Annotated in this window: 26 protein-coding genes and 1 pseudogene; 14 read left to right on the top strand and 13 right to left on the bottom strand. The window is 52.0% G+C overall.

Features of this window, described 5'->3' with window-relative positions:
- Both CBW22_RS16790 and CBW22_RS16795 read right to left on the bottom strand, forming a co-directional pair.
- Nucleotides 1-694, bottom strand: a 694-nt coding sequence (locus CBW22_RS16790) for a hypothetical protein (RefSeq protein ID WP_088517237.1), incomplete at its 3' end; no start/stop codon positions are given.
- A complete protein-coding gene (locus CBW22_RS16795) occupies nucleotides 691-1,524 on the bottom strand; it encodes a hypothetical protein (RefSeq protein WP_088517238.1) in 834 nt (277 codons plus the stop codon). The genes CBW22_RS16790 and CBW22_RS16795, both read right to left, overlap by 4 nt.
- A gap of 631 nt (nucleotides 1,525-2,155) precedes the next feature.
- Here CBW22_RS16795 and CBW22_RS16800 point away from each other — a divergent pair.
- The gene (locus CBW22_RS16800; protein ID WP_254919541.1) at nucleotides 2,156-2,725 is read left to right on the top strand and encodes a site-specific integrase; all 570 of its coding nucleotides are present in this window, start codon (nucleotides 2,156-2,158) and stop codon (nucleotides 2,723-2,725) included.
- 30 nt (nucleotides 2,726-2,755) lie between these two features.
- Nucleotides 2,756-3,421 (top strand): hypothetical protein, encoded by a 666-nt coding sequence (locus tag CBW22_RS16805; protein WP_141097333.1) that lies wholly within the window; start codon nucleotides 2,756-2,758, stop codon nucleotides 3,419-3,421.
- 166 nt (nucleotides 3,422-3,587) lie between these two features.
- On the opposite strand, the gene CBW22_RS16810 is transcribed toward CBW22_RS16805, so the two are convergent.
- The 4 genes from CBW22_RS16810 to CBW22_RS26780 form a co-directional block, all read right to left on the bottom strand.
- Nucleotides 3,588-4,028 (bottom strand): hypothetical protein, encoded by a 441-nt coding sequence (locus CBW22_RS16810; RefSeq protein ID WP_141097334.1) that lies wholly within the window; start codon nucleotides 4,026-4,028, stop codon nucleotides 3,588-3,590.
- 398 nt (nucleotides 4,029-4,426) lie between these two features.
- On the bottom strand, nucleotides 4,427-5,494 hold the full coding sequence (locus CBW22_RS16815) for a hypothetical protein (RefSeq protein ID WP_254919524.1): 1,068 nt from the start codon (nucleotides 5,492-5,494) through the stop codon (nucleotides 4,427-4,429).
- Between the two features lie 162 nt (nucleotides 5,495-5,656).
- A complete protein-coding gene (locus CBW22_RS26775; protein WP_254919525.1) occupies nucleotides 5,657-5,884 on the bottom strand; it encodes a hypothetical protein in 228 nt (75 codons plus the stop codon).
- A 471-nt stretch (nucleotides 5,885-6,355) separates the two neighbouring features.
- Entirely contained in the window at nucleotides 6,356-6,997 is a 642-nt protein-coding gene (locus tag CBW22_RS26780) for an Abi family protein (RefSeq protein ID WP_247653142.1), read from the bottom strand.
- 702 nt (nucleotides 6,998-7,699) lie between these two features.
- Here CBW22_RS26780 and CBW22_RS16825 point away from each other — a divergent pair.
- The gene (locus tag CBW22_RS16825) at nucleotides 7,700-8,740 is read left to right on the top strand and encodes a tyrosine-type recombinase/integrase (protein ID WP_088517242.1); all 1,041 of its coding nucleotides are present in this window, start codon (nucleotides 7,700-7,702) and stop codon (nucleotides 8,738-8,740) included.
- Between the two features lie 144 nt (nucleotides 8,741-8,884).
- Nucleotides 8,885-10,579, top strand: a complete 1,695-nt coding sequence (locus tag CBW22_RS16830) for a thiamine pyrophosphate-binding protein (protein ID WP_088517243.1) — start codon at nucleotides 8,885-8,887, stop codon at nucleotides 10,577-10,579.
- Here the strand turns inward: CBW22_RS16830 and CBW22_RS16835 are convergent.
- Nucleotides 10,569-11,489, bottom strand: coding sequence for a LysR family transcriptional regulator (locus tag CBW22_RS16835; RefSeq protein ID WP_088517244.1), 921 nt, complete (start codon nucleotides 11,487-11,489; stop codon nucleotides 10,569-10,571). The two genes, CBW22_RS16830 and CBW22_RS16835, sit on opposite strands and share 11 nt — an antisense overlap.
- Nucleotides 11,490-11,613: 124 nt before the next feature.
- On the bottom strand, nucleotides 11,614-12,516 hold the full coding sequence (locus CBW22_RS16840; RefSeq protein ID WP_088517245.1) for a LysR family transcriptional regulator: 903 nt from the start codon (nucleotides 12,514-12,516) through the stop codon (nucleotides 11,614-11,616).
- A 137-nt stretch (nucleotides 12,517-12,653) separates the two neighbouring features.
- Between CBW22_RS16840 and CBW22_RS16845 the strand changes: the two genes are divergently transcribed.
- Together CBW22_RS16845 and CBW22_RS16850 are read left to right on the top strand one after the other, a co-directional pair.
- Entirely contained in the window at nucleotides 12,654-13,247 is a 594-nt protein-coding gene (locus CBW22_RS16845) for a UbiX family flavin prenyltransferase (protein WP_088517246.1), read from the top strand.
- A 10-nt stretch (nucleotides 13,248-13,257) separates the two neighbouring features.
- Nucleotides 13,258-14,886: a UbiD family decarboxylase gene (locus CBW22_RS16850; protein WP_369597200.1), complete on the top strand. Its 1,629-nt coding sequence runs from the start codon at nucleotides 13,258-13,260 to the stop codon at nucleotides 14,884-14,886.
- Here the strand turns inward: CBW22_RS16850 and CBW22_RS16855 are convergent.
- Both CBW22_RS16855 and CBW22_RS16860 read right to left on the bottom strand, forming a co-directional pair.
- Nucleotides 14,777-16,306 (bottom strand): annotated as a pseudogene (locus CBW22_RS16855) (diguanylate cyclase domain-containing protein); the annotation flags it as partial. The gene CBW22_RS16850 and the pseudogene CBW22_RS16855 overlap by 110 nt on opposite strands.
- A 149-nt stretch (nucleotides 16,307-16,455) precedes the next feature.
- Complete coding sequence (locus CBW22_RS16860) at nucleotides 16,456-17,484, bottom strand: zinc-dependent alcohol dehydrogenase family protein (protein WP_088517248.1); 1,029 nt, start codon at nucleotides 17,482-17,484, stop codon at nucleotides 16,456-16,458.
- Between the two features lie 110 nt (nucleotides 17,485-17,594).
- Between CBW22_RS16860 and CBW22_RS16865 the strand changes: the two genes are divergently transcribed.
- Both CBW22_RS16865 and CBW22_RS16870 read left to right on the top strand, forming a co-directional pair.
- Nucleotides 17,595-18,500, top strand: coding sequence for a LysR family transcriptional regulator (locus CBW22_RS16865; RefSeq protein ID WP_088517249.1), 906 nt, complete (start codon nucleotides 17,595-17,597; stop codon nucleotides 18,498-18,500).
- Between the two features lie 301 nt (nucleotides 18,501-18,801).
- On the top strand, nucleotides 18,802-19,533 hold the full coding sequence (locus CBW22_RS16870; RefSeq protein ID WP_141097335.1) for an N-acyl amino acid synthase FeeM domain-containing protein: 732 nt from the start codon (nucleotides 18,802-18,804) through the stop codon (nucleotides 19,531-19,533).
- Between the two features lie 43 nt (nucleotides 19,534-19,576).
- On the opposite strand, the gene CBW22_RS16875 is transcribed toward CBW22_RS16870, so the two are convergent.
- Complete coding sequence (locus tag CBW22_RS16875) at nucleotides 19,577-20,491, bottom strand: LysR family transcriptional regulator (protein ID WP_088517559.1); 915 nt, start codon at nucleotides 20,489-20,491, stop codon at nucleotides 19,577-19,579.
- 119 nt (nucleotides 20,492-20,610) lie between these two features.
- On the opposite strand from CBW22_RS16875, the gene CBW22_RS16880 reads away from it, so the two are divergent.
- From CBW22_RS16880 to CBW22_RS16895, 4 genes are all read left to right on the top strand, one after another.
- Complete coding sequence (locus CBW22_RS16880) at nucleotides 20,611-21,348, top strand: SDR family oxidoreductase (protein ID WP_088517251.1); 738 nt, start codon at nucleotides 20,611-20,613, stop codon at nucleotides 21,346-21,348.
- A gap of 36 nt (nucleotides 21,349-21,384) precedes the next feature.
- Nucleotides 21,385-22,299, top strand: coding sequence for an SDR family oxidoreductase (locus CBW22_RS16885; RefSeq protein WP_088517252.1), 915 nt, complete (start codon nucleotides 21,385-21,387; stop codon nucleotides 22,297-22,299).
- Nucleotides 22,300-22,359: 60 nt separating this feature from the next.
- Nucleotides 22,360-22,620 (top strand): hypothetical protein, encoded by a 261-nt coding sequence (locus CBW22_RS16890; protein ID WP_088517253.1) that lies wholly within the window; start codon nucleotides 22,360-22,362, stop codon nucleotides 22,618-22,620.
- A gap of 158 nt (nucleotides 22,621-22,778) precedes the next feature.
- Nucleotides 22,779-23,108, top strand: coding sequence for a hypothetical protein (locus tag CBW22_RS16895; protein WP_088517254.1), 330 nt, complete (start codon nucleotides 22,779-22,781; stop codon nucleotides 23,106-23,108).
- On the opposite strand, the gene CBW22_RS16900 is transcribed toward CBW22_RS16895, so the two are convergent.
- On the bottom strand, nucleotides 23,092-23,904 hold the full coding sequence (locus tag CBW22_RS16900) for a DUF4225 domain-containing protein (protein ID WP_021509394.1): 813 nt from the start codon (nucleotides 23,902-23,904) through the stop codon (nucleotides 23,092-23,094). The two genes, CBW22_RS16895 and CBW22_RS16900, sit on opposite strands and share 17 nt — an antisense overlap.
- A gap of 327 nt (nucleotides 23,905-24,231) precedes the next feature.
- Between CBW22_RS16900 and CBW22_RS16905 the strand changes: the two genes are divergently transcribed.
- A complete protein-coding gene (locus CBW22_RS16905) occupies nucleotides 24,232-25,332 on the top strand; it encodes an NADH:flavin oxidoreductase/NADH oxidase (protein WP_088517255.1) in 1,101 nt (366 codons plus the stop codon).
- Nucleotides 25,333-25,461: 129 nt separating this feature from the next.
- Nucleotides 25,462-25,875, top strand: a complete 414-nt coding sequence (gene uraH, locus CBW22_RS16910) for a hydroxyisourate hydrolase (RefSeq protein WP_058770194.1) — start codon at nucleotides 25,462-25,464, stop codon at nucleotides 25,873-25,875.
- A 187-nt stretch (nucleotides 25,876-26,062) separates the two neighbouring features.
- Here the strand turns inward: uraH and CBW22_RS16915 are convergent, their stop codons facing one another.
- On the bottom strand, nucleotides 26,063-26,902 hold the full coding sequence (locus tag CBW22_RS16915) for a helix-turn-helix transcriptional regulator (protein ID WP_021509391.1): 840 nt from the start codon (nucleotides 26,900-26,902) through the stop codon (nucleotides 26,063-26,065).
- Nucleotides 26,903-26,951: the final 49 nt, after the last annotated feature.

The following is a 26,951-nucleotide window of genomic DNA, read 5'->3' on the forward strand; positions in this document are numbered from 1 at the left end:
TATCTATGTAAGATCCATAACCTAGCTTTCTTAGCTCACTGATAAAATCAATTGTATTAACTATATACTGAGATGCTTTGACACTATCATAATAGCATGAGCTAAATATAACGAACCGGAGTAAGTTATAGTCTGTACAGTTAATTAACCAAACATAGTAATCGCTTAGCTCTTGCTCATCAATATTACCTTTATTAAACTCGTCTTTTATCATTTTGAGCAATAGGTAAAATTGTCTTACAACAGGAAAAATAGCATTCCTGTATTGAGAAGTTTGCAGATGGGTCATATCCTTACCATTGAAAAGGGTATCTTCCATCAGCTTAATTAGCTTTACTCCGTCCCATTTGAAATTAGTACCAAAATTAAAACTCAAGTTATCAAAGCTTTGTTTCAGTTGTGTAACCATTGCATAAAAACGATCGTCGAACCTTTTATTTTTTTCTCTTTTATCTAAAATTTCAGTCTGTTTTTCCTGAGCTAAAGATGTTTTAATCAAAATGCATATGGTCATAAAACTAAGCAAAGGGTTTAAAATACCTCCTACAAAGTCGCCAAACTGCCCCCATTGCTCACCGCTCGACGACACATTCCTTTCCAGATGAAAGAAAAACCACCCGACGTAACTACCTAAAATCAATAGGATGCAAGAAGCTGTTGCTAATAAAATATATAGCCAAAACCCTTTTTTCATTCAGGCTCAACCTCGTAGATTACATATTTAACTACTTCGCCCGATCGATTTCTTTTTGGTTTGACTCTTAATGTGATGTTTACTCTATCTTCATCAGGAACAGCTGTATTTGCAAGTAAATTCCCAGAGATACTTTGCTTATATGAAGCTTTTATTTTACTGTAGGAGGTGGCAAAGCTAAAAGGAACTGTGGAATTTTCATCCTCACGAAGTAACCTTCCATTACCAGTAAAAATGTTAAACCTTGAAATTACCACCTCTATATCTATACTATTTTCATCTTCGGTAAGTTCAAAAGCATTTCCATAAGTCTGCTTACTTACCTCTAACATCTTGAAGGTCCTTTGCTCCGTCTTTCTAAATAACTTAACCGAATAATTTTTACGTACAGAAATTGTATGCATGTCAGAAACCCATGAATGGATTCTCTGAATAATTTTATTTTCGACAGGCTCTAATTTCCTAATGTATTCACTAGCTTTCTTTGTAAGAATTGGCTGCTCAGCATGCAATACTTCATTTACATAATAAGTAATAAGTTCTGATAAAACTGAACTACCCATTTTCTTAAACTTATGTGCTTTTACCGGATCGCTAATCTTGAGTCGAAATGTTTGAACGTATGAACCGAGAACTGCCTCAAGAAGCTCTGTGCGAATGTCATCAGCAGGATTACTTCTAGCTTTAACGTTATTTGTTAATGTGCTATCAGCAACAGCGCCTATTGCTGTTGAAAAGCCCTTTAACGTATCAAGCGTATAGTTCATGTCAACTAGGTTGCGACCTGATTCCACCTTAACAACGAAATCAACTTCATCCGGTAATGCCATTCAACTCGCCTCGATTTTTAGGATAATTCTTAATGTACTAAAAGGCAGCAATCATAAGAAAAAGTCAAGTTTTCTTTTCTCAAATTACAGGTTAATCATCTTTCAGCACATCTACTAAGGCAATATCGGTAATGATTTAATAAGTTAATTAATATCACGCTAACTAAATATGAATGTACTAAAGGGGTCGGTTTCGTACATGTACTGCTGACCCTGCCAGCGCATTTGGAGTTACCCCAATTATACCAAAGGCGCGGAACGGGGGATGAGGCCCTGCGCCACGCGGGTTTGCGCGGTTTTTTGCAAAATAAGGATCCTTTACGGGGTTTGGATAACCCTCTATATTGTGTGTAAAACCAAACTCAGGATCCTTCCTCCGCGATTTATTGATCTGGTACACGTCGCCCCGCTGCGTGAAAATAGCCGGATAAATGCATAGACAACGCTACGTGAAAATTACGCCATCAACAGCATCATTCCCCTGCAGAATTCACCAGAACGCGTCACCGCGCTCGCCTTTGCCCCGGGCGCGGATTTTGCGACCGCGGTGGCGCTGCGCCGTATGGCCACCGCTAACGGGGTCACGCCGTTATACCTGCTGGCCCCCGAGATTAACGCGCTGCTGCACTACATGCCCGACCGGCGCCACCACTCTCTGTTCAGCACCCTCTGGAACACCGGGGCGCGCATCGGCGAAGCTGCAGCCTCACGCCCGAGTCGTTTGTGCTGGACGGGCCGCGCCCGTTCGTGCGCATTCTTTCGGAAAAGGTCAGAAGCCGGCACGGGCACCCGCCCAAGGACGCGGTGCGCCTGGTGCCGCTCACGGATACTGGCTACGGTGCGCCACTTGGAAAGCTGGCTCGCCACCGAGCGGCTGAAGCACCGCGAGCCGCTCTGGCGCGCAACCGACGAAATCATGCGCAACTGGCTGAAGGCCGCGGTCAGGCGGGCAAACGCGGACGGGGTGTTTTTCTCGATCCCGGTAACCCCCCATACTTTCCGGCACTCCTGGGTGATGCACCTGCTTTATCACCGCCAGCCGCTCAAGGTCATTCAGGCGCTGGCAGGGCACAAGGACGCGCGCTCGATCGAGGTGTACACGCGGGTGTTTGCGCTGGACGTGGTGGCGACGCTCGCCGTGTCGTTCAGCGGAGAGGGCGCCGAGGCGGCCGCCGTACTCAGAAGCCTGCCGCCGGGCTGACAAGGACATTTATTAAAAGGAGGAAGAAATATGGAGGCTGTTTTAACGCGGATAATAGAACTGTATGCAGAGGGCAGATTATCCGTCTGGCTTATCGTGCCGACCGTGTTTTGTGTGATGGGCGTGATGGTCGTGCACGCCTGGCTCGTCAGGGCCGATCCGGCGGGCATCGCCCGCAGCCTGATGAATATTCGCCGGCGCCGGCTGGAAGATATGCTCACTCAGGATTATCTGCCGCCGGATATCCATGCACTTGTTCACCGGGAGCTGCGGCAGCTGAGCCTCTCGAAACTCACCCGGCTTTTTAATCCTGAACTGCAGGACCTGTCCGTGCTGTTTGCCGCCCGCTTCAGTGTGCGTCCCGGTTACCTGTCGCTCTGGCGCACCTGGCTTTCTGCGCGTGACGGCAAGATTTACTTCAGCCGCGTCTGGCACCGGATCTGCTTCTGGCTGTTTTGCCTGAATGCGCTTTTCTGTACGGCCGTGCTGGGAACGGTAATGGTGGTGTTGTTACACAGCCTGGTCGCCTGGAAGGCACTTCTGATCATTCTTCTGCTCGTGGCCTTCGCCTGGTTTCCATGGCTGATGCACACGGCAGTGCCCCCGCCGGGCATGACGCGCAAAATGGAAAGGCAGCTGGCAGCTTTCAACGACCGGCCGCCGGCAGCAGATGCTGGGGAGCAGGCGTCGCCCTGACGCCGCGTGTTGCGCAGGGCACTGCAGGTGTCCTGCATGATGTCAGCTGCGCGGCAGGGGGGTGACGCCGTCACGCTAAGCACCTGGCTTAAAGCTTATGCGCCAGGCTGCTGCGTCGGGCGTTCTGATCGCTGGGGCTGGTATACTCGTGCGGCCGCAGTCCGCCTCAGCGAAAGCGCTCAGGCATTACACAGGTCCGCCAGCGGCACAGCCTTTCCGCCGCGCTCATCGGGACGGGCTGCGTCAGGGAGATAAACTCTTCTGACAGGCTTGCCGTCAGTTCTTTCTGAAACTGCTTTACTTCAAGCAGCTGCTCATAAAGAGTTTGTCGGAAAGCAAGTTCATTCTCTGCGCTGCGCATAACGTTTTTCATATCGCGCACGGGCTCACCAGGCATCGTGATCATCAGAAAGTCGTTGAGGGTATCCAGCATAGGAGAAACGGTCTCATCCCAGCGTGTGCCTTCAGTGGGACGATGAAAGGCCAGCAGATGCCGACAGTGGCGAATTTTCGCGGGGTCGAGCGCCCGGTTACTCCCTTCCATTACCGACACATGGTTGCCCAGCTCTTCTATGGAAATACGCAGCTCAGCGAGCGCTTTCATCACGATACAAATCCAGCGGCCTCCGCTGAAATGATTACGACCGGAGAGCTCATGACTTATTCAAGGCGTGCTCTTGAGGTAATTTATCGCGGTCATTTTTAACATTTTCGGGCTGGGCAACTGTCTATGACAATGGTCAGCTCGAGACATTTGCTATGCATATTATCTGGTAATTAAAAATTCGCTTAACGTAATTTGCTTTAAATATCAACACATTACAAGAGGAGGATCAATGCCGGTAACTATAGTTTTAACAATCGTTCTGTTATGCCTGTCATGATACGGTTGCGCAACATTCTTAGCATACTAAAATGTAGTCACGGAAAAGGTAATCCCTTTCCTCAATGAAACGTATTTATTCGATTTTCCTGTATCTTTATTTAAACATCGAATTATTTGAATCAACGCCTACTTGTTTTCCTTTTATCTTTTAATTTTCTACGTGCCTTGTCCTTGGCTGCTCTGTTTAATTTAGAGAGATTCTTTCTTATGTCGCTCATTTTGTATCCCCAGTCGATTAAGCTCGCAGGATATTGCTGATCGAAAATAATTCGACTCTCATACCCCTTACCTAAATAGCTAATATTTTTATCGACATATGATCCAACACCCTTTCCATCAACGGACATCATTTCTTCAGTTCTTGTCATTATAGGGGGGGGATCAGTGTAAAAATAAAGGTTGGGATACTTTTTATTTGCACTTTCAACGAATAGCTTGTAATCAAGACACATTACAACTATGAGTTTATTGTCGACGATATCTATAAGTAGCTTATCAGGTAAGTTCAGGCTAAAAAATGGACGCGATAGCGGATCAGAGTAACTGTCCAGAATGTTGTATACGGTCCCTTTTATCTTTTCTACGTCCATCCAGGTATTGAAGCCGACAAATCCCATATCTGAACGACTGTAAGCACCAACATGAAGACAATCATTTATTTTAGTAATAGCCCAATTCTTGCCATTGTATATTTCTCGCCAAAGCCCTTTAATCTTGTCGCTATAAAAATCAGGAATAAAGTTTCTGTCTTGAATTCTAACATCTGTCTGATGAAAGTTGTCAAAGCCCTTACCTGTTTCAATGGCATCTACAATGTTTTTGGCTCTCGTTATTTGGCGCCTTGCTCTCTGATAATGTTTCATATCATTTTTATCAAAATTTTTCGTAAACGCTTCATCGAAGTGAGGACACGCACTATATACTGCGAATTCAGCAGCCTCTGAGAACTCTATGTTTTTCTTACCGCTTTTTAACTCAATCAGAGAAATTCCTTTTCCCGGAATTAAGGCAAGTAAATCACCTGTATGGACAAATGTGGTCATATCAGTAATAACTGCAAACGCTAGCGGATCTCTATTTATGTCATCGGCAGCAGACTTTGAATCCAGTATATTTCGTTCTGAAAGATTGTCAGGACTTCCATTTACAGGAAGGCGCCTGATGGAAGAGTGCTCGTTACCTAACATAGTCCAGACCATGGAATCTATGCATCTTCTAAGAATAGTAATCTCAGCACCATTTCGTACTTCATCGCGTATGCATGCCTGCTTCGTTTCGTAGTCTTTTTTAGCGTGTGCCAACTTTTTGTTTTTCTCAATCTCTTCTTTGCGGTTTAATCTTATAACTAACTATTCTGCAACAATATCTTGTGCATTCTTCCAGCCACTGAGAAGCTGCTTGAAATTTTCGGTTTGTTCAGAACTTCGCTTGAATAAAGAATCATTGTCACCATACCTGACCAGAATAAAAAGCATCTTGATTAGCTCAACAAATTCAGGTGTACATATGCTCCACAAATTTACAAATGGCCTGAACTTCCTCTCCATTTCTTCTTGATTAACATTTTTATTTGCCATTTTATTATTTCCTTATAATTTTAAATCCAAAAAAAACTCAAATCAGCGGCGTATAGTGCTCGCCGTCGGTTGACCACGGGTAATGATGCTGCTCGGTTCAAAATTGACCACATCTGAAACATTATAAGATGCTATGCCACCTGAAAAACTGCTTGTTTGAGCACAGAAATCTTTGCCTTCACTGGCACAGTGAATGATAGCGAACCCCCCGCTGATATTAATATTAGTTATCACACCATCTAACCTAGTGTTCATCAATAACGGGTTGCACCAGTCGTTAGAGTCAATCAGGGGAAGTGTTGGTATGCCGTTAGGAAGTTGCTTGTTTTTCCAGAGAGCATGTGTGTTACACAATTCCCGCACCTTATCATTATTATCAATAATATTAAGAAGCTTTAAATTAGACGGGTTTATCCAACGTATAATATCAAGGCATTTTTTATAATCGTTAGCAATTTTATTAATCGCCTGCTATACATTGTATGTGCTATTTTTGCGCCATAATGGTTCATGATGAGAAAGGCGGTTACGTATTTTATTAATATCACGCAAATCGTTTCCAATTCTGTTTATAGATAACGGCTGGCCTTTATTATTGCATGCGTTCGGAAACACCTTTCCCCGAAGATGAGGCCACAATGTCAGATAGGTTGCATTAGGTGTACTGAAATCTTTATCAACTAATGCAACCCAGAAACCCAAAGTGAGCTTTGCTATGTAATTCTCTGGACTATGAGACTTAGCCTCGTAAGTGATTTTTCCTCGGGCTGTATTTATCTGACGGTAAGATTCTAAATTGTTTGCTTGCGTCATGACGGTAATAAACCAGCTTCGGTCAATTGCAGCCTTTTTTGCTGCCCATGCATGTGCAGCGAATTTTTTTTCAATGACTTCCTCTTCATACTCGATTTTTGCCTGATAAATGGCATTTCTCAGAGAAACTTCAAGTATCTGAAGGGCCGGTAGAAACGCGCTTGCTAACTGTTTATTCCACAGGTAAATGCCCAGACATTCTTCATCTGTAGCGCCTTTAAATACGGCTGTCTGATACGTTGAAAATCTCTGTTGTGAGATAGAGTTGAGTATCGCGTATATTGTCATGGGGATTTCCATCTTTCCTTATGTTTTACATACTATAATACGTAGCTCATGCGAACCGAACAAAATTTGTGCTTGACGTATCCGTCAACTTTCTCCATAATCTCTTTCAGAGACAGGTTCTCTAACTATGCGAGCGTACAGTCCTACTCAACGATGTCTGTATTAGCGAAAGATTTTCATGAAAGGCTTCCCGTAAGGGAAGCCTTTTTTGATCGTGCCTGACCCAACTCAATTCTTTACCTGCCTGCTTCCGTCCCTTCTCACCCTTTGCGGAGAAAGCAGTATTCTTCCGCACGCCCTGCCCCTTCCCTCTCTGCACAACATTTAGTGCCAATCAGTTACTCTCGACTACCATATGTTGTGTTTTTTGTGATTATGAACCTCCGAAAGCAACTCTTACCGGCATTTATTTGTGCGGAATTAGCCTGTACAGTGCATAAACTTCCGCAACGCGGCTATGCTGCAAAATAATTATCTTTCTTGACCACATGTGATGTCATGGGCATCCGTCCATTAATGGATCTTTTTGAACAAAAGTAACTTCATATAATAAGACTTATATAAAGTCAGGATCCGCAGGATCATCACCTTTGGTTAACATGCTGCAGTGTGACTGCGCCACATCGTGCATAAAAAACCGGCACTGCTACGTTAAATCTGGCGGGTGATGACCCTGCAACATGCACAGAATTCACGTAGCGACGTCATAAATTAATGAGTAAAACGGACACCCTGCCCGGGATTACCGCCAGCCCGGCCCTGATGCACAGTGCTGATGAGGATATTGCTGAACGCCTGAGAGAATTTGTCAGTGATAAAGAGGCGTTTTCTGATAACACGTGGCGACAGTTGCTGAGCGTTATGCGCATCGGCAGCCGCTGGGCGACTGAACATGGCCGGCAATTTTTACCGATGGATCCTGCCGATCTGCGTGATTACCTGCTGTGGCTTCAGGCATCGGGGCGCGCCTCTTCGACCATCGCGACTCATGCGGCATTAATTTCCATGTTACACCGTAACGCCGGTCTGGTGCCGCCCAATGTTTCGCCGCTGGTGTTCCGCGCCGTGAAAAAAATCAATCGTAGCGCGGTGATAGCCGGTGAACGTGCCGGCCAGGCCATCCCCTTTCGCATTCGGGATTTACTCACGCTGGATCAGCGCTGGGCGGGTTCCGATCGCCTGCAGCAGCAGCGCGATCTGGCATTTTTGCATGTGGCTTACGCCACGCTGTTACGCATCAGTGAGCTGAGCCGCCTGCGGGTGCGTGACATTTCGCGCGCAGCTGATGGCCGTATCATTCTCGATGTCGCCTGGACCAAAACCATTGTGATGACCGGAGGACTAATTAAGGCACTCGGCGATCTCTCATCACAACGGCTGACCGAATGGCTGGTGGTATCCGGGCTGATCGCTGAACCCGACGCGTTCATTTTTGGCCCGGTTCACCGCGCCAATCAGGCGCAGATTGTCTGCGATAAACCGCTCTCAACCCGCGCGCTGGAGGATATTTTCGTCCGCGCCTGGCGTGAAGCGGGACAGGGCACCGGCGTGCAACCCAATAAGAATCGCTATCGCGGCTGGTCGGGACATAGCACACGGGTCGGTGCCGCCATCGACATGGCCAGCAATAAGTACAGCACCGCGCAGATCATGCAGGAAGGCACCTGGAAGAAGCCGGAAACGGTGATGCGCTACATTCGCCACGTTGATGCGCATGCCGGGGCGATGGTGGATCTGATGAATGGGCACCTTTAATCACGCGGCTTTGCCTCATAGTCATACCTTTTAGGGTATCAAACAGGCCAATCTTAGTATTGGAATCAACGCTCACCCTGCTTCTAAGATAAATTCAGCCCGGAAACTGGCGGATTATTAACCGATAGTCAGAGGTGAACAACGATGAATAAACCCATTGCAAAATTAAACGACACCCCGGTACGCCGCGGTGGTGATGTCCTGCTGGAAGTGTTAGAGAGCGAAGGCGTTGAGTATGTGTTCGGTAACCCAGGTACGACTGAATTACCGTTCATGGACGCCCTGCTCAGAAATCCCAACATCAACTATGTGCTTGCCTTGCAGGAAGCCAGTGCGGTCGCGATGGCCGATGGTTACGCGCAGGCCGCCGGTAAGCCCGGGTTTCTCAATCTGCACACGGCCGGTGGTCTGGGACACGGCATGGGCAATCTGCACAATGCGGTTTGCTCGCAAACGCCATTAGTGGTGACGGCTGGCCAGCAGGATTTACGCCACAGCATCACCGATCCCCTGCTGTTGGGGGATTTAGTGAGTATGGGTAAGATTTTTTCCAAATGGTCGAAGGAAGTCACCAGCGTTGACCAGCTGCCAATCCTGGTGCGCCGTGCTTTTCATGATGCGGATGCTGCGCCCAAAGGCCCGGTTTTTCTCTCTTTACCGATGGATGTGATGGAAGCCATGAGCGCCGTTGACATCGGCGCGCCGTCTAACGTTGATCGTAAAGCGGTCGCAGGTTCACTGCCGCTGTTAGCCAAAAAATTAGCCGCCTTTACTCCCGGCAAGGTCGCGATTATTGCCGGCGATGAGATTCATCAAAGCGGCGCGGCTGCGGAAGTTGTCGCATTGGCTGAGTTGCTTGCCGCTGACGTTTATGGCTCAACCTGGCCGAATCGGATTCCGTATCCCACCGCGCATCCTCTGTGGCGAGGCAATCTCTCTACTCAGGCGACGGACATTGCCAAAGCGCTTGATCAATACGATGCAATCTTTGCGCTCGGCGGTAAATCGCTCATCACCATCCTCTACACCGAGGGGCGTGCCGTGCCGGAGCATTGTAAAGTGTTCCAGCTCTCAGCTGATGCCGGCGATTTGGGACGAACTTATCGTAGCGAGCTCTCAACTCTCGGCGATATTAAATTATCGCTGGCGGTGCTGCTACCTGAGCTGAAAGAGGCTACCGCGCACAATCGCCCCGATTATCAGCGTCGTTTCGCGGCTGCGGCAGCACAGTTCGAACAAACTAAAGAGAACTTATTACAGTCGGTACAAGAGCAGCAGTCGGCCACGAAGATCACGCCATTGATCGCCGCATTTGAGGCCGCGCGCGCTATTGGTCCGGATATAACAATTGTTGACGAGGCCATTGCGACCTCACAATCGCTGCGTAGATCGCTGTCGAGTAACAGAGCAGATCAATATGCTTTTATGCGCGGTGGCGGTCTGGGCTGGGGCATGCCCGCAGCAGTGGGATATTCCCTCGGACTGGGCAAAGCCCCTGTCGTATGTTTTGTTGGGGATGGTGCGGCAATGTATTCGCCTCAGTCGCTGTGGACCGCCGCCCATGAGCAATTGCCGGTAACCTTTATTGTGATGAACAATACTGAATATAATGTTCTTAAGAACTTTATGCGGTCTAAAGACGATTATACCTCGGCGCAAACCAATCGCTTTATCGCCATGGATTTGGCAGATCCTGTGATTGATTATCAGGCACTTGGCACCGCGCTGGGGCTGAAAACGCGTAAGATTGAGGTGGCTTCACAGATCGCTGCGGCTGTCGAGGAGGCTATCGCCAGCGGTAAACCCAGCCTGATCGAAATCGTGATTGCTAAGAACTGATGCGGGTATCCGATGCCGTGCTTAACTCCTCTGCGAGGGCACGGCATTGGTTAATAAAGTGTTCCAGCGCTGGATTTTTATTATCAGAAGACCACATCAGGATATTTTCGATGGTATTTGCGTCCGCAATTCTCCGATAATTAATGCCTCTTATCTGCGCCGTCGCCATACTTGCCGGAATGATGGCCACCCCTAATCCATGAGCGACGAAATTAACGATGGTTTGCTGGACTGAAACCTCAACGCCAATATGTGGACTAAAACCGGCTTTCAGGCACTGATTAAAAATCCTATCATAAAGCAGCGGCGACATAGGGCGAGGCACAATGATAAACGGGTCATTGGCCAGCGTTTCCAGGGTGAAATTTTCAACACTGGCCTGGGGATGATCCGCAGGAAGCGCGACAATTAACGGTTCACGCAATAACACCAGCGAGTTAATCGCGGAGCTGGTGACTTCCGAAAAGCTGATCGCAACGTCCAGCCGCCCATCCTCCAGCGCAGCGTTTAACCCGGTCGGGATCATTTCCTGGAATTGCAGATCAATACCGGGATAATTCATTCTGTGTTTCATGACCAGTTGCGGCACCACACTGTACGATGCGTACATGGTTGCGCCCAGCTTAATCAATCCCATTTGCCCTTCTGAAACAGCCTGCACATTACTACACGCCTGCTGCATCATTCTTAATACGGCGTAAGCGTCTTTTAAGAATTGCTCGCCGGCAAAGGTAAGCTTCATGCCTTTGGCATTACGGGTAAACAGTTTCGCACCCACATCACGTTCGAGCTGGGCTATTTGTCTGCTTAGCGGTGGCTGCGAAATATTCAGCTTGTCTGCTGCCCGGCCTATATTTCCCACTTCTGCCACGGTACAAAAACTCATTAGCTGATTCAGTGTTGGCTTCATGACTACGCTTCTCACGCATAATCTGACAATAGAGTACGTCAGTGAATCACAAGTTGGCCGATATGGCATAGCAATTCGCCATATTGATCCCCATAACGCCGCTGAGGCTGGAATGCCCGCCTGATTACGCAGCGGGTTCCTCACCATAGTGTGACTGCGCGTACCCGGCAAAGCGCCGGATCTCCGGGTTAGCCGCGCCGGTTTTCCAGCACAGGTAGAGTGCCGTCGTGACATCCTGCTGCGCCAGCGGCAGCAGTGCCACATCCTGCCGCAAAAATCTCTCCGGTGCGTGGGGGATGAAGGTCACGCCCAGCCCCAGTGCAGCGAGGTCAACGGCGGTGGCCACATCGCGTGCGCGGAGCACGCTGGCGGGAATCTGCCTGGCGGCCGCATAGAGATTAAGTACCGCGCCACCCAGCCCGATGCCTTCCGGATCTTCCTGCAAAATCAGCGGCTCCGCCGCCAAATCAGCCAGCGAGACGCAGGCCTGCTGCGCCAGCGCATGGTCGTCGGCCAGCACCGCACACAGCGAGGTTTGATGCAGAATTTGCCGGCTAATCTGGCGACGTTCCGGCAGCGGCCCGCGCAGGATGCCGATATCCAAATCGCCGCTCTCCAGCAGGCTTAGCTGTTGGTTGACGCTGTACTCCACGGGTTGCAGCGCGATCTGTGGAAAATCACGCCTGAAGGCACGGATAATTTTGACCAGCGCCGGCTCCAGCATAGATGTGCCCACATAGCCAATGCGTAACATGCCGCGTCGTCCGGCGGCCACCTGCTTAATCGTGTCCTGCAAATGCTCCACACGCTGCACCGTCTGCTGGACTTCCCCGAGCAGCAATGCGCCTTCGCGCGTCAGACTCACCTTACGCTTGTCGCGCGCAAATAACTTCACGCCCCACTGCTGCTCCAGTGCCTGAATATGCTGAGACAACGCCGGTTGCGTGAGGTTAACCGCCGCCGCCGCCCGTGCGAAATGCAGCGTATCAGCGAGTGCCAGAAAAGAACGCAGCTTACGGTAATCCATGCCACACCTGATAAGGATTCGTTATTAATAAAAGCATAATACCAATTAGCCCCTGATTAGCGAGCGCATTATCTTTGGCAGCAGGACGGCGACGGCAGGAACGCGCCGGAAAATTTTTGCCTTTCACAGGAGGCCTTATGCGCATCATTGTCGGCGTAACCGGCGCCACCGGTGCCCCACTCGCGCTGCGATTACTGCGGCAGCTGGCGGACATTCCGCATATCGAAACGCACCTCATTTTGTCACGCTGGGGAAAAGTGACGCTGGAACATGAAACCAACTGTTCTCTCAACGACATCAAACAGCTGGCCGATGTGTTTCATCCGGCCGGTGACCAGGCCGCGACTCTCTCTTCGGGCTCATTTGTCACCGACGGGATGGTGATTATTCCCTGCAGCATGAAAACGCTGGCCGGTATCCGCAGCGGGTATGCGGAAGGGCTGATTGGCCGCGCCGCGGATGTCATCCTGAAAGAGCAGCGCAAACTGATTCTGGTACCGCGCGAAACCCCGCTCAACACCATTCATCTGGAAAACATGCTGGCGCTGTCACGCATGGGCGTCAGCCTGATTCCGCCTGTGCCGGCCTGGTACAACCATCCGACCACGATTGCCGATGTGGAAAATCATATCGTGGGTCGCGTGCTGGATCAGCTTGGTATCGACACTGCTGGCGCCACGCGCTGGCAGGGTTTGCATCCCGCCAGTGATGACCAGACACTCTCAAACTAAGGAACAGCCTATGTCAAACACATCTCCCTCTTCGCACAGCAGTGAGGTTTACGATCTGCGTTCTGCCATTGAACTGCTGAAACAATTTGATGGTGAGTATATTGAGACCGATGAACCGGTGAATCCCGAAGCGGAACTGTCCGGTGTCTATCGTTACGTTGGCGCGGGCGGTACCGTGATGCGTCCCACGCAGACCGGACCGGCGATGGTGTTTAATCACATCAAAGGTTACGACAACTTTCGCGTACTGATTGGTTTGCTGGCTTCACGGCAGCGCGTGGCGCGCCTGCTAGGAGTGCCGAAAGAAAAGCTGGCGCATCTGCTGCGTTCATCGGTACACAACGCCATTGCGCCGGTGGAAATAAGCCAGCAGCAGGCAGTTTGTCAGGAAGTGGTGCACCTCGCCACGGACGACGGTTTTGATATCCGCCGCCTGCTGCCCGCGCCAACCAACACGCCTGAAGATGCCGGCCCCTATTTCACTATGGGGATGTGTTATGCCGCCGATCCGGAAACCGGCGAACATGACGTCACTATTCACCGCTTGTGTGTGCAGGGCAAAGATGAGATCTCGATGTACTTTGTGCCGGGCCGCCATCTTGATCAGTTCCGCATCAAGGCTGAGCAGGCGGGCAAAGCGTTGCCGATTACCATCAGTATTGGCGTCGATCCGGCCATCGAAATTGGTGCCTGTTTCGAACCGCCGACCACGCCGCTCGGTTTTGATGAGCTGGCGATAGCCGGTGGTCTGCGCGGTCGGGCGGTTGAGCTGGTTAAGGGTGTCGCCGTAGAGGCACGTGCCATTGCCCATGCAGAGATCGTGATTGAGGGTGAACTGGTGCCGGATTATCGCGTACAGGAAGATCAGCATACCCATAGCGGTAAAGCGATGCCGGAATTCCCGGGTTATACCGGTGAAGCGCAGGCGGCAGTGCCGGTGATTAAAGTCAAAGCCGTGACGCACCGCAAAAATCCCATCCTGCAAACCTGCATCGGACCGAGCGACGAGCACACCAATCTGGCCGGAATCCCGACCGAAGCCAGCATTCTCGATATGGTTGAGCGTGCGTTACCGGGTCTGGTGAAGAATGTGCATTGCCCTTCGCCAGGCACCGGGAAATATGTTGCGGTGCTGCAAATCAATAAGCGCGGCCCGCAGGATGAGGGACGCCAGCGTCAGGCTGCCCTGCTGGCTTTCTCGGCCTTTTCAGAGCTGAAGCACGTGTTCCTGGTTGATGAGGATGTTGATGTGTTCGACTTAAATGACGTGATTTGGGCGATGACCACGCGTTATCAGGGCGACGCGGATACCATCTTTATTCCAGGCGTGCGCTGTCACCCGCTCGATCCCTCACAGGATCCGGCCTTCAGCAACTCGATTCGCGCCCATGGCATTACCTGTAAAACCATTTTTGACTGTACGGTGCCGTATGACCTGAAACACAACTTCCAGCGCTCGCAGTTTATGGAAGTCGATGTTTCACGCTTCATTCCTGTTTTAACTGTTAATCACTCACTGCCCGCCAGGCCTGCGCCTGATTGCGTCCGCTATGCTTGGCCTGGTACAACGCCGCATCAGCATGCTCGATCAGGTTGCCGGCCTGATCGTCATGCCAGGTGGTCGCACAGCCCGCGCTGAGCGTCACCTGCGCGTCGGGCAGCGCGGAAGCGGCGTGAGGCAGATGCAGGTCAGCAATCGCCTGTACTGCCTGACGCGCAATATTCAGCGCCGCCTGCTGATCGGCACCGGCGAGGATGATGGCAAATTCCTCACCGCCATAGCGCGCGACCATGTCGCTCTGCCGTAGCTTAAGGCGTTTGAGCGCGTCGGCCACCTGGCGTAAACAGTGATCGCCTGCCACGTGCCCGTAGCGATCGTTGTAGTGTTTGAAGTAGTCAATATCCATCAAAATCAGCGACACCGGCGCTGATTTTTCCCGCAGATTATGCAAAGCATTCTGCAAAAAGCGGTCAAACTGTCTGCGGTTAGCCAGACCGGTCAGCCCATCGAAAAACGCCAGCTGATCCAGATGGTGATTGGCATCAGCGAGGTCGTTTTTAAGTTTGAGCAGCGCTTCCTGATAATGCTGGCTATGCCGAGCCTGACGAATAACAAACAGTCCCAGCAGGATAATCGCGACCAGCAGCGCCACGTTCAGGGAAATATCCTGCAGTCGCCCTTTCACCCAGCGCAGATACAGATTGCGCTTGTCATAACCCGCCGCGACGACCAGCGGATAGCGTTCTGAGCTGGCGAAGCCGAAGATGCGCACCTGGCCATCCAGCGCCGCGTTCCACTCGCCGCTACCGCGATCGGCTTTCACCAGCATCTGCTGGAACAGATGGCTGGCGGAGAGACTCTTGCCGATATAGCTGTCGGGCATCGGACGGGCATAAAGCACCGTGCTGTCTGCCAGCATCAGTACCAGCACGTCGCGCGGCCCCAGTTCGTAGTAACTGTAAAAACGGCGGAAATAATCCACTTTAATGGTGGCTAACAGGATGCCTTTGAAATCACGCGTGGCATCGCTGACGCGCAGGGAAACCGGAATAACCAGATCGCCAGTGCTGCGGCTGCGAATCACCGGGCCGATGTGCAAACTGTCACGGCTGTTGTTGCGGTGATAGCGGAAATATTCACGGTCAGAGTTGTTGGTGCCCACCGGCACGCTGCGCGTGGAGGTGGCGATCCAGCGTCCCTGCTCATCATAGTAAAACAGCCCATGCAGCTGCGGCAGACGGCTTTGCAGATCGCGCATAATCTGGCTCAGGTTGGCGGCGTTGAGCTTTTCCAGCGGCTGCGCCTGCAGGTCGCGCTGCACTTCACGCAGGGCCAGTTCGGTCTGGAGCACGGTATCTTCCGCCTGACGAGACTGCGACAGGGAAAGATTGACCGCCATCTCTTCCGTCTGGCGCACCGCGCCGTGCCAGTCTTCACGCAGCGTCCACAGGGTGAGCGCAATGATCGCGCATATCAGTAATCCGCCGGACAGCAAAATACTGCGCAGCAGCGAGGAACCTGAAATGATTGCCGCTTCATTTTTCCTTTTAAACGTCATGTTTCACCCTGTTGCCGTGTCAACGCTAAGTTAAGCACATAATCAGCGACGGGATTTTCAGGATTAAAGGCGGTAATGATGTCAGGCGTGGCGATGGCCGCTGGACGACGGGTGGATGCTGCATAAATCGCCAGCGATCAGCGCGCGTATCACTCGCTGCTCATCGTGATGACCACCTTACCGAAAGGCCCCCGGTCCAGATGGTCCAGCGCTGATGGCAGGTCAGAAAACGCGTACACCGAGTCGATCACCGGCTTTATGCCGGTCCGATCAACTGCACGAATCAGGCGCGTGAGTGCGCGGCGGCTACCGGTGCCGATACCATGAAGGGTCACGTCTTTCATCATCAGCGGCATTGCCGGTGAGCTGAAGTCAAAGCCCTCAAGCGCGCCGATCTGACAGATGTGCCCACCGACCGCCGCCAGCTGCACGGATTTCCCCAGATGATCGCCACCGATGACTTCAAGGATATGATCGGCACCGTGGTTGGCGGTGATGCGGTAAATTTCCTCCATCCAGTCTTCACGGTGGCGATCCACATAATGGTCGGCACCCAGCGCTTTCGTCCGGTCGGCGTTGCTGGCTCTGCCGGAGACGATCACCTGCGCGCCATGCGCTTTGGCAATCTGCAAACCAAACAGGGCAACCCCGCCGGTACTGGGAATCAGCACAATGTCGCCAGCCTGCACGCCGGCACGTTCGACCAGCGCAAACCAGGCGGTGAGACCGGCACAGGGCAATGTGGCAGCCTGAATCGGGTTAAGCGTCGTGGGGGCGGTAACCAGCCACGCTTCCGGCATAACCACATATTCAGCCAGCACGCCGGGATAATAGCCGCCCAGCGTTTTATAGGCCGGCGTGCGCGCATCGCCGGGACGCACACCGTCGATCCAGTCGGGCGTAAACGTTGAAATAACCCGGTCACCGGTGGTGAAGCGGCTGACCCCTTCCCCCCGGCCAACAACAACGCCGGCCAGATCGGACCCCGGTGTAAAAGGAAACGCAAGCGGCAGGCCCCGGCCATTCTCAATCACCATCTTGTCCCGGTGATTCAGGGCGACGGCTTCAACCTTCACCAGCACCTGCTGCGGACCCGGAACCGGCATCGCGACCGTTCTCAGTTCGAGGTTATCGCGCCCGATGGCGTCTGTTTCCCAGCGCCGCATGTGTTTTGTCATCGTAAAGCCCTTCCAGGTAATTAATTTTGTTGGTGTTGTTAGTCTCCGGCTTCTGATTATGAATAACAATACGCTATAATCGACACAGCTTATTGAGCCGGGAAGCAACAATGAAAGGCAGCGAATTTAGCGAACTCCGGGCATTTGTTTGTGTCGCGGAGGAACGCAGTTTCAGACGGGCGGCGCAGCGCCTGAGTGTATCGCCCTCCGCGCTGAGTCATACCATCCGCGCGCTCGAAGAGCGTTTGGGTAGCCGGTTACTCAACCGGACCACCCGCAGCGTGGCGCCGACGGAAGCAGGACAGGCCCTGCTCAATCGCCTGATGCCGGCGATGGCGGAGATCGCCTCGGCCGTCAGGGACGTCGGTGCCTGTCAGGACGAGCCGCGTGGACGGGTTCGCATCAATCTGCCGCGTATTGCTGCCCGCATGTTGATTGCGCCCATGCTGCCGTCATTCAGGGAGAACTATCCGCATGTCTCTCTTGATGTGGTCATTGATGACAGCCTCACAGACATTGTCGGCAAGGGATTCGATGCCGGCATCAGATCGGGACAACTCGTGCAGCAGGATATGATTGCCGTGCGACTGACGCCCGACATGCGGATGATTGTGGTCGGTTCCCCGGACTACTTTTCACGCCATCCCGAGCCACAACATCCGCAGGATTTGCGCCAGCATCAATGCCTGACCTATCGCTGGGCCGATACCGGTGTGCTGCAACGTTGGGAATTTCATGGGCCGGCAGGCGCGCACAGCGTGAATGTTGAAAGCATTGTCACCGCCAACGAAACGGATTTTGTGCTCGACGCGGCGTTAAAAGGAACCGGGCTGGCCTATATCAGCGATCAGTTCGCACAACCCTGGATTGAACGCGGCGAACTCATGCAGGTGCTGAGCGAGTGGTCTGCGGTATTTTCAGGACTTCATCTCTATTACGTTAACAATCCCCATATGTCGGCCTCGCTGAGAGCGTTTATTGACCAGTTAAAATCCTTTGTCGCGACCAGGCGTTGAAATCAGCCAGCGCCATGCTGCTCGTCCCGCTACAAATATTAAATCATGCTAATCATTATCCCTGCTATCGTTCCGGTTGTTACCGCCGATACTTTCTCCCCTGCAACGCGCCTTATCCGCTGCCGCCACGCTTTTAAGGCGATCTAAATTTGCAGCAAAAATTTATTCAATCATTAAATTATATTTATTATATTAGCGAAAATTTAATGTGGACTGGTTGAGGATTACAGTGCATTTAACAAAGAAATCAGTGATTAGCAGCGCTATCTCTGATGGCGTACTGACAAAAAGAACCCACAGAATGTGCAGGATACTTAATGGTATCGATCAGCGCATCAGCATTACACCAGCAAGCGGATTGATTGACTTCCTTAAAGGGATGGAGGTGACCAACGAACAGTACCGGCGCAGTGGAATCGTTAAGGAAAAACGCTCAATTTTTCTCTATAACGAAGGGCTGTTAAATCCGGAAAGCACGCTGTTTCTCGCCCGCAAAGGCCAGGATATCCTCGGCACGCTAAGCGTCATCGCCAATCACAATAACCGTCTGCCGTGCAGCAAACTTTTTCGTGAAGAGATGGCCGCCCTGCAGCTGGAAAAGCGCAAAGTGGTAGAGCTTGGCACGCTGTCGGTACGCTATCAGGCAGACAGAGAAAACATCGTGTTTATGCTGTACCTGAAAATCATGATCTACACCATTTTCATTGAACAGGTGGATGACATCTTTATTCAGGTCAAAGAGAAGGTTGCTGCGTTTTACGAGCGCAATTTCCTGTTCAAACAGGTCGGCGGCACCAAAAAGCACCCGGATTACAGTGACCTTAACGCCACGCTGCTGCGCGTGGACGTGAAAAGTATCCGCGACAAAATTTATGAGCAGCAATGTTATGGCCCGATGGGCTGGCTGCGCATGCTGCGTGAACTTGGTTTACTGCAGCACTACCGCACGCTGAGCCAGCAGTGCCACAGCTGCCCGCGCTTTACGCCAGATCAGCGGGACGCGGAGCTCTATCAATATCTGTGTAAGCTGTGACGGCGCCAGCCGTCTCTGCACCGTTTTCGATTTTCACAACAGATTACTTGCCGGCATTACTATCCACGTCGTGCTGCAGGAAGAGATCTTTTAGCCATTCGATGAAGACCCTGACTCTGGGTGAAAGCTGTCGGTTACGCGGATAAAGGACAGAGACGGGAGACGGTTCAGGTGGAAAGGCTTTGAGCAATTCGACGAGCGTCCCCGTCTTCAGATCACCTTCCACGTGATAACGCGGCACCTGGATGATGCCGAGTCCCATGCGCGCCACGGATACAAAGGTATCAGCCGCATTAACGGTAATTGAAGTTTTGATCGTCGTGGTGATGCGCTTGCCGTCCACCCTGAATGCCAGGGGGAGTATGCCGCTGCTACCCGTGGTGCGGAATCCGATCATCCTGTGGCCGGAATGCAGTTCATGCGGATCCGACGGAAGCCCGAACCGGGAGACGTAACCGGGCGAAGCGACCGTGACCTCTTCCAGCGTGGCGACGCACCGTGCGATCATATCGCTGTCCTGCGGCGTTCCGACACGCAGGACACAATCAATTCCCTCTCGCACCAGATCGACCAGCCGGTCACCCTCGCTCAGATAGATTTCGATATCAGGATAAGCTGCGAGGAAACAAGGTAGGTGCGGCAGAACAAAATGTCTTGCCAGCGTGCCATGAACATCGACACGCAATAACCCCTTCGGCCGGGCACCGGCAAACGCGCCCTCGGCATCCTCGATATCGTCCAGTATAGAAACACAGCGCTTGTAATAGGCTTCACCGTCCAGCGTCGGGCTGACGTGACGCGTGGTACGTTCCAGCAGCTTAATCCCGAGGCGCGACTCAAGTTGCTTAATCGCGTCCGTTACGGTCGAGCGTGGCAGGCCGAGGTCTTCCGCCGCCCTTGTAAAGCTGCGGCGCGCTACCACACGCGTGAAAACGCGCATCGTATCAATTCTGTCCATGATATTGTTCGTCATAATCGGATTCTGATACCAGATAATGACTGATTATCCGGAAAAGATACAGTGCTAGAGTTTCTCCGTGTTCAGGCGCGATACCGCGCGAAAATCGGAGAATATCTATGTCTGCTTCAGAGAAAGTTGCAATCGTAACCGGTGCATCCCGCGGAATTGGTGCCGCCATTGCCAGGCAGCTTGCTGCGGACGGCTTTGCCATCGTGGTGAACTATGCCGGCAACGCAGAGGCTGCTGCCGCCGTGGTTGAGGAGATCGAAGCCGCCGGTGGCAGAGCCATCACCGCGCAGGCGGACGTTGCTGATGCCAGCCAGGTAAAACGCATGTTCGATTTAGCCGAATCTGCGTTTGGCGCTATTGATGTGCTCGTCAATAATGCCGGCGTAATGATGCTGTCTCCGCTGACCAGCGCCGACGATCAGAGTTTTAGCAAGCAGATTGACATCAATCTGAAGGGAACGTTTAACACTCTGCGCGAAGCGGCAAACCGCCTGCGTTCTGGCGGGCGCATCATCAACTTCTCCACGTCGGTTGTCGGGCTTAAGCTTGAGAATTATGGCGTCTATGCCGCGACCAAGGCGGCAGTCGAAACACTGACAACCATTATGTCCAAAGAGATGCGCGGACGCAGCATCACCGTCAATGCCGTCGCGCCCGGCCCGACTGCGACCGACCTCTTCCTCAACGGGAAAAGCGATGAACTGATCGCGCGCATGTCCAATATGAATCCGCTGGAACGCCTCGGCACGCCTGAGGATATCGCTAATGTCGTTTCTTTCCTCGCCGGACCACAGGGCAGCTGGATGAACGGACAGATCCTGCGCGCCAATGGCGGAATGGTCTGAGCCGCAAACTGCATAGTTAGTCAAAGGAGTACTGTTATGTCTCAGAAGATTATCCTGGTGACCGGATCGTCAAGCGGCTTCGGTCGCCTGACCGCCGAAGCGCTGGCTCGTGCTGGCCATACCGTTTATGCATCAATGCGGGATATTGCGGGTCGTAATGCCGCAAATGTCCGCCAGTTAAGCGAACTCTCCACGCGGGAGGGAATTGACCTACGGCCGCTGGAACTTGATGTTCAGAGCGACATATCGGTTGATGCTGCCATTGAAACGGTAATATCCGACGCCGGCAAGCTCGATGTGGTGGTACACAATGCTGGCCACATGATGTTCGGGCCGGCCGAAGCCTTCACGCCAGAGCAGTTCGCCCAGCAATATGACGTTAATGTGCTGGGAACGCAGCGCGTTAACCGGGCCATACTGCCGCATATGCGCTCCCGCCGTGAAGGCCTGCTGGTCTGGATTTCCAGTTCCAGCGTGACCGGCGGCACACCGCCCTATCTGGCCCCTTATTTTGCCGCCAAAGCGGCGATGGATACGCTTGCCGTTCAGTATGCGCGCGAGCTCAGCCGATTCGGCATTGAGACGACAATCATCGTGCCGGGAGCCTTTACCAAAGGGACCAACCATTTTGCCCATTCTGGAAGTCCTGCCGACACCGGGCGTGTCGCGGAGTATGAAGCAGGTCCTTATGCCGGTTTCGGCGATGTTGTGCAAAAGGCCTTTGCGGAGATAGTGCCGGAAGATGCCGATCCCGCGCGCGTTGCAGTACAGATAACCGATGTTGTCGGTATGCCGTTTGGTACGCGTCCATTTCGTGTGCATAACGATCCGTCCGAAGACGGCGCGAATATCGGCTTTGCGGTCATCGACCGTTTGCGCGCCGAAATGCTACATCGGGTTGGATTGTCCGATCTTCTGACGCCAGCGAAAGCACCGTCGAGTGAAGGGTAACGGGCGTGACCGGCGGGATCGCTCGCCGGTCGCTTTACCATGTAAACAGGAGCGCCGGAAATGCACACCGTTGTCATCCTTATCTGTGGCTTTGCGCTATTTGGCATCTTCCTGGCATTTGGATGGCTCTGGCATTTAGGCCCCTTTCCCTGTGAGTTAACCACGAAAAGTTTCATCGCCGTCTGGGTGATAATCGCATTCATCAACATGTGGACAGGTATCAACAAAGCCGGCTATGCGTTCAGTGAAGAATTGTCCGTACTGCCGTTCGTGTTGCTGCCGCCGGTCATCGCTGCCGGTTTCGTGCTGTTTCTCTGGTAAATCGATTACAAGTAACCAGCAAGTCAGACTAATGACGTAAGCTGCTGTTTCAAAGTTAAATTAACTAACATCGAAACATGATTCACAGATGGCGATTTATCGCCTGTTTTCGGGTAAACTCACTGGTGATGTTATGGTGAATTTTAAGGATGAAATCCATGAAAATTAGCGAAGAATCACTGCTGGAGTTCGGCTTCAGTCATAAAGATATCCAGAAAATTAAAAGCAATGTGGAAAATTTCGGGGGAACTCTTGATGAAGTGGTTCAGGATTTAGCAAAACGATTCAATGTAGCTAAGTGGATAACTATTATTGCTTTTTTAATCCTGATTTTTACATCTGTTTTATCTACAAAAAATAACACACTCTCTTTGGCTTTTGCGTTAATTGTAGGGTTACCTTTTATCTGGTATTTGACGCCCGCCAAACTCGCTTTTAAAGCCTGGCGGTATAAAAAACATGCTTCCGGGATTAAGGGCGATCTGTAATTGTCATCAGATCAAAAATAACTTTGGCCTTCACGCCGTATCCAACAATTTTCATGGTTAGTTTTGGCCGACTTAACGTACTGACTTTCCTGTAATAATCGATGGGCATATAGCGAAATAGTCTCCATGCCCCAGGCTTTCTTATTAAGCCTAAGATGCTGTAAGCGTTAGCAATAAGTGAGATTGATTTATATACGCCTAATCCACTTTTAGAACTAAAACCCATAAATTCAGCCGTAGACATAGCAGCATTGGCAGCGAACCCTTCAGATGAAGAATCATGAAGTACCTGATGGCTAAATTCTTTACTAAGGCCATTGAATCCATCAACAACAAGTATTGCGCCAGCCAGCACACCCAATGGATTAGCGCTAGCCAGCAGCGTTGTTCCTAAAGCTATTTCTGCGCCCGAAAGCACTACATTCACAGCAGAAATCACATAACCGACAATTTTGTTATTTTCCCGGACGAACTCCACTTTGGCGTAAAGTTTCGCAGTATTCCTGCGCAGCATTTGCCCCTGCTCTGCAAGATTTTCGGTCTCTGCCCTGAGATTTTTTACGCAGGCCATGCACTCTTCATCAGACTTTGCGCGCCGGGCAATCGAGAACTGCTCTTCAATCACATCCCTTATTTCCTGCACAAACTGGAGTCGCGTAAGTCCATCCCTGATGTGAAACCCGGCTTCACGGTTAGCCGTTTCAATCAGCTTACGGGCTTCAAGATTGACCATCGATTCTGCCCAGGCCCTGTTGCGCCCATTTGAACGCATCATTGCGAGTAGTGCTTCATCCATTTCACAGTTCCTTTGATTAGCCAATAATTCGATAATACTTAATCAGATCCCGCTTTAACATGAGGAGTTATTTTGGGCCGCTGGGTTTACGCCTGTCCAGAATTTCTTAGCGTTAGCTTGCATTCTGTTGAGCCTCAGCCCATGGTTTGAATAAATGGCGCTAGTTAGCCTTACCGGCACGTTAGCCGAATCAGGCACCATTACATTAATCACTAATAGTATGTTGTAATTAATGTGTGTCATTACCGCTTACATCTGGCATTGCTGCAAATCCGGCTGCAGCTCCTATGCTGTAGTGAGTCATTAACGTGCGGATATGAGGTATGCATGAGTTTACTGTTTAGCGCGACGCAGCTTGGCGAGTTGTCGCTGGAAAATCGCATTGTGATTGCACCGATGTGCCAATACTCAGCGGAAGAAGGTCAGGCAACGGCCTGGCACCGCATTCATCTCGGCCAGCTGGCGCTCTCCGGCGCGGGACTGCTGATTATCGAGGCAACGGCGGTGGAAGCTATTGGCCGTATCACGCCGGGCGACCTGGGGTTATGGGACGACGCGACTGAAGCCGCGCTGGCCAGCGTGCTGCAGGACGTGCGGCGCTACGCTACCCTGCCGATTGGCATTCAGTTGGGTCACGCCGGGCGCAAAGCGTCCTGTGCTGCGCCATGGCAAGGCGGTGCGCAGCTCTCTGAGGAACACGGCGGCTGGCAGACCGTCGCGCCGTCTGCGCAGCCGTTTGGACAGGATGAGCGTCCACCGGCCGCACTCAGCAAACAGGATCTGGCGCAGCTGAAACAGGCCTTTGTCGATAGTGCCCTGCGCGCGGTACGCATCGGCATTCAGCTGGTCGAACTGCATGCTGCGCACGGCTATTTGCTGCACCAGTTTATGTCGCCGCTCAGCAACCAGCGTGACGATGAATATGGCGGCTCATTAGAGAACCGTCTGCGTTTCCCGCTTGAGGTGTTCAAGGCGCTGCGCGCTGCGCTGCCGGCGGAAATCCCGGTTGGCGTGCGGCTTTCTGCCACCGACTGGATCGAGGGCGGCTGGGATAATCAGCAATCGATTGTTTTCAGCCAGCAGCTCGAAGCCGCAGGCTGCGCCTATATTCACGTCTCCAGCGGGGGGCTGGCACCGCAGCAGCAAATCAGCGTCGGTCCAGGTTATCAGTTGCCGTTCGCTCGCGAGATTCGCCAGCAGGTCTCGATTCCGGTGATTGGCGTGGGGCTGATTACCGAACCGAAACAGGCCGAGCAGGCGCTGCAGGAGCAGGATGCCGATTTGATCGCGCTGGCACGCGCGGTGCTGTATGACCCACGCTGGCCATGGCACGCCGCCGCCGAACTGGGTGCGCAGGCCAAAGCGCCGCCACAGTATCTGCGTTCCGAACCGCACGGCCTGAAAGGCACCCTGATTAGCAACCAGTAGTTTCCCTGACCGGCAGCCGCCCGGTTGCCGGTGCTGATCTGGGAAATTTCACAGATTTCAGCCCATTGTGCGCGACTGCACTGTTTTCGTCTTATGCTTTCCCGGCCAATTAACCAAAAGGAAGATGAGATGAAATTGCAGCATTATTTACTGGGCGGCGCGCTCTGCGCTTTCAGCGTGAGCGGCCTGGCCGCTGAGATGAAAAATCCCCTGAGCGTGCATGTGCTGAATCTGCAAACCGGCGTACCGACCGCAGGTATTGAGGTCGAGCTGGATAAGAAACAGGGTGAAGAGTGGGTGAAACTGGCGCAGGGCACCACCAACGAACAGGGACGTATTCCGGCGCTTTACCCGGCGGGCCAGAAGGCGCAGACCGGGATTTACCGCGTAATTTTTAAAACCGGTGACTATTACAAAAAAAACGCTCAGCCGACCTTTTTCCCGGAAATCCCGGTGATGTTCAACCTGGATAATGCCGATCAGCACTACCATATTCCGTTGCTGCTCAGCCAGTACGGCTACTCCACTTATCGCGGCAACTAAGCAAAAAAGGCGCTGCGGACGGTATATTTATACCAGTACGTTTTGTTGAACAGTTGCCTCGCTAAGCGATTGAATGAGGCAGGAGAATCTCTATTCCGTTGCTCCTGCCTATTACAGGGTAAGCCTGTTTTTTTCGACTGGTGTGATTGCTATAGCGTGCTGGCTGACGCATTAAAAACTGCCTGACTCAGCTTTCGCGCTGAGCTGGGTTCTGTGAAATCCAGCGCTCTGTTTTCGCTCTGCTTTCATCGGTTGCCGGGTTAAAGAGCATCATCGTTAAATCCGGCCTGCCTTCAACAGAAAAGGTCGAGAACTCCAGGGCAATCGTCCCCATTTGCGGATGATGCAGCACCTTAAACCCTTCGCCATGCCCGGCCACATCGTTGTTACGCCACAGGCGGGCGAAGTCAGCGCTTTGAGCGGATAGCTCCTCAACCAGTCGATCAATTTCCTCTGAAGCCCCCAGGCGCGCGGCATCCGCCCGAAAGGCGTTGACGATGAGACGGGCCACGCCCTCCCAGTCGTCTTGCATCCCCCGCGCTTCCTGATCGGTAAACAGCAGGCGCAGAATATTGCGCCGCGCGGGCGGGAGTTGCCCGTAATCCTTCAGCACAACCGTCGCCGGGTGATTCCATGCCACCACATCCCAGGTGGCGGTTTTGATAATCGCCGGAATCGTCAGGCTTTCCAGTACGCGTTGCAGCCGTGGGGTTATGCTGTCGGACCGACTTACCCGGTTTTCTGGCGGATGCCCAAACGCGAGGATAAACAGATGATCGCGCTCGGGAGATGTAAGCCGCAGCCCGGCAGCAATGCGGTTCAGTACCTCACGCGAGGGCGCTCCCCCGCGGCCCTGCTCAAGCCAGGTGTACCAGGTCGGGCTGATATTCGCGAGCTGGGCAACTTCTTCGCGGCGCAGGCCCGGCGTACGTCGTCGGCCGGGCAAAAAACCAAACGAAGCCGGGTCAATTGCCAGACGGCGTGCCCTTAAAAACTCACCCAGCGGATTTTCAGAAAGCAGCGTCATAAATCACCCTGTTAATGTTTATACCCTGATAATCTCACTACTTTAATAG

Origin of the sequence: Pantoea sp. VS1 (genome assembly GCF_002207995.1) — a bacterium.
In the GTDB taxonomy this organism is placed as follows: Bacteria; Pseudomonadota; Gammaproteobacteria; order Enterobacterales; family Enterobacteriaceae; genus Pantoea; species Pantoea dispersa.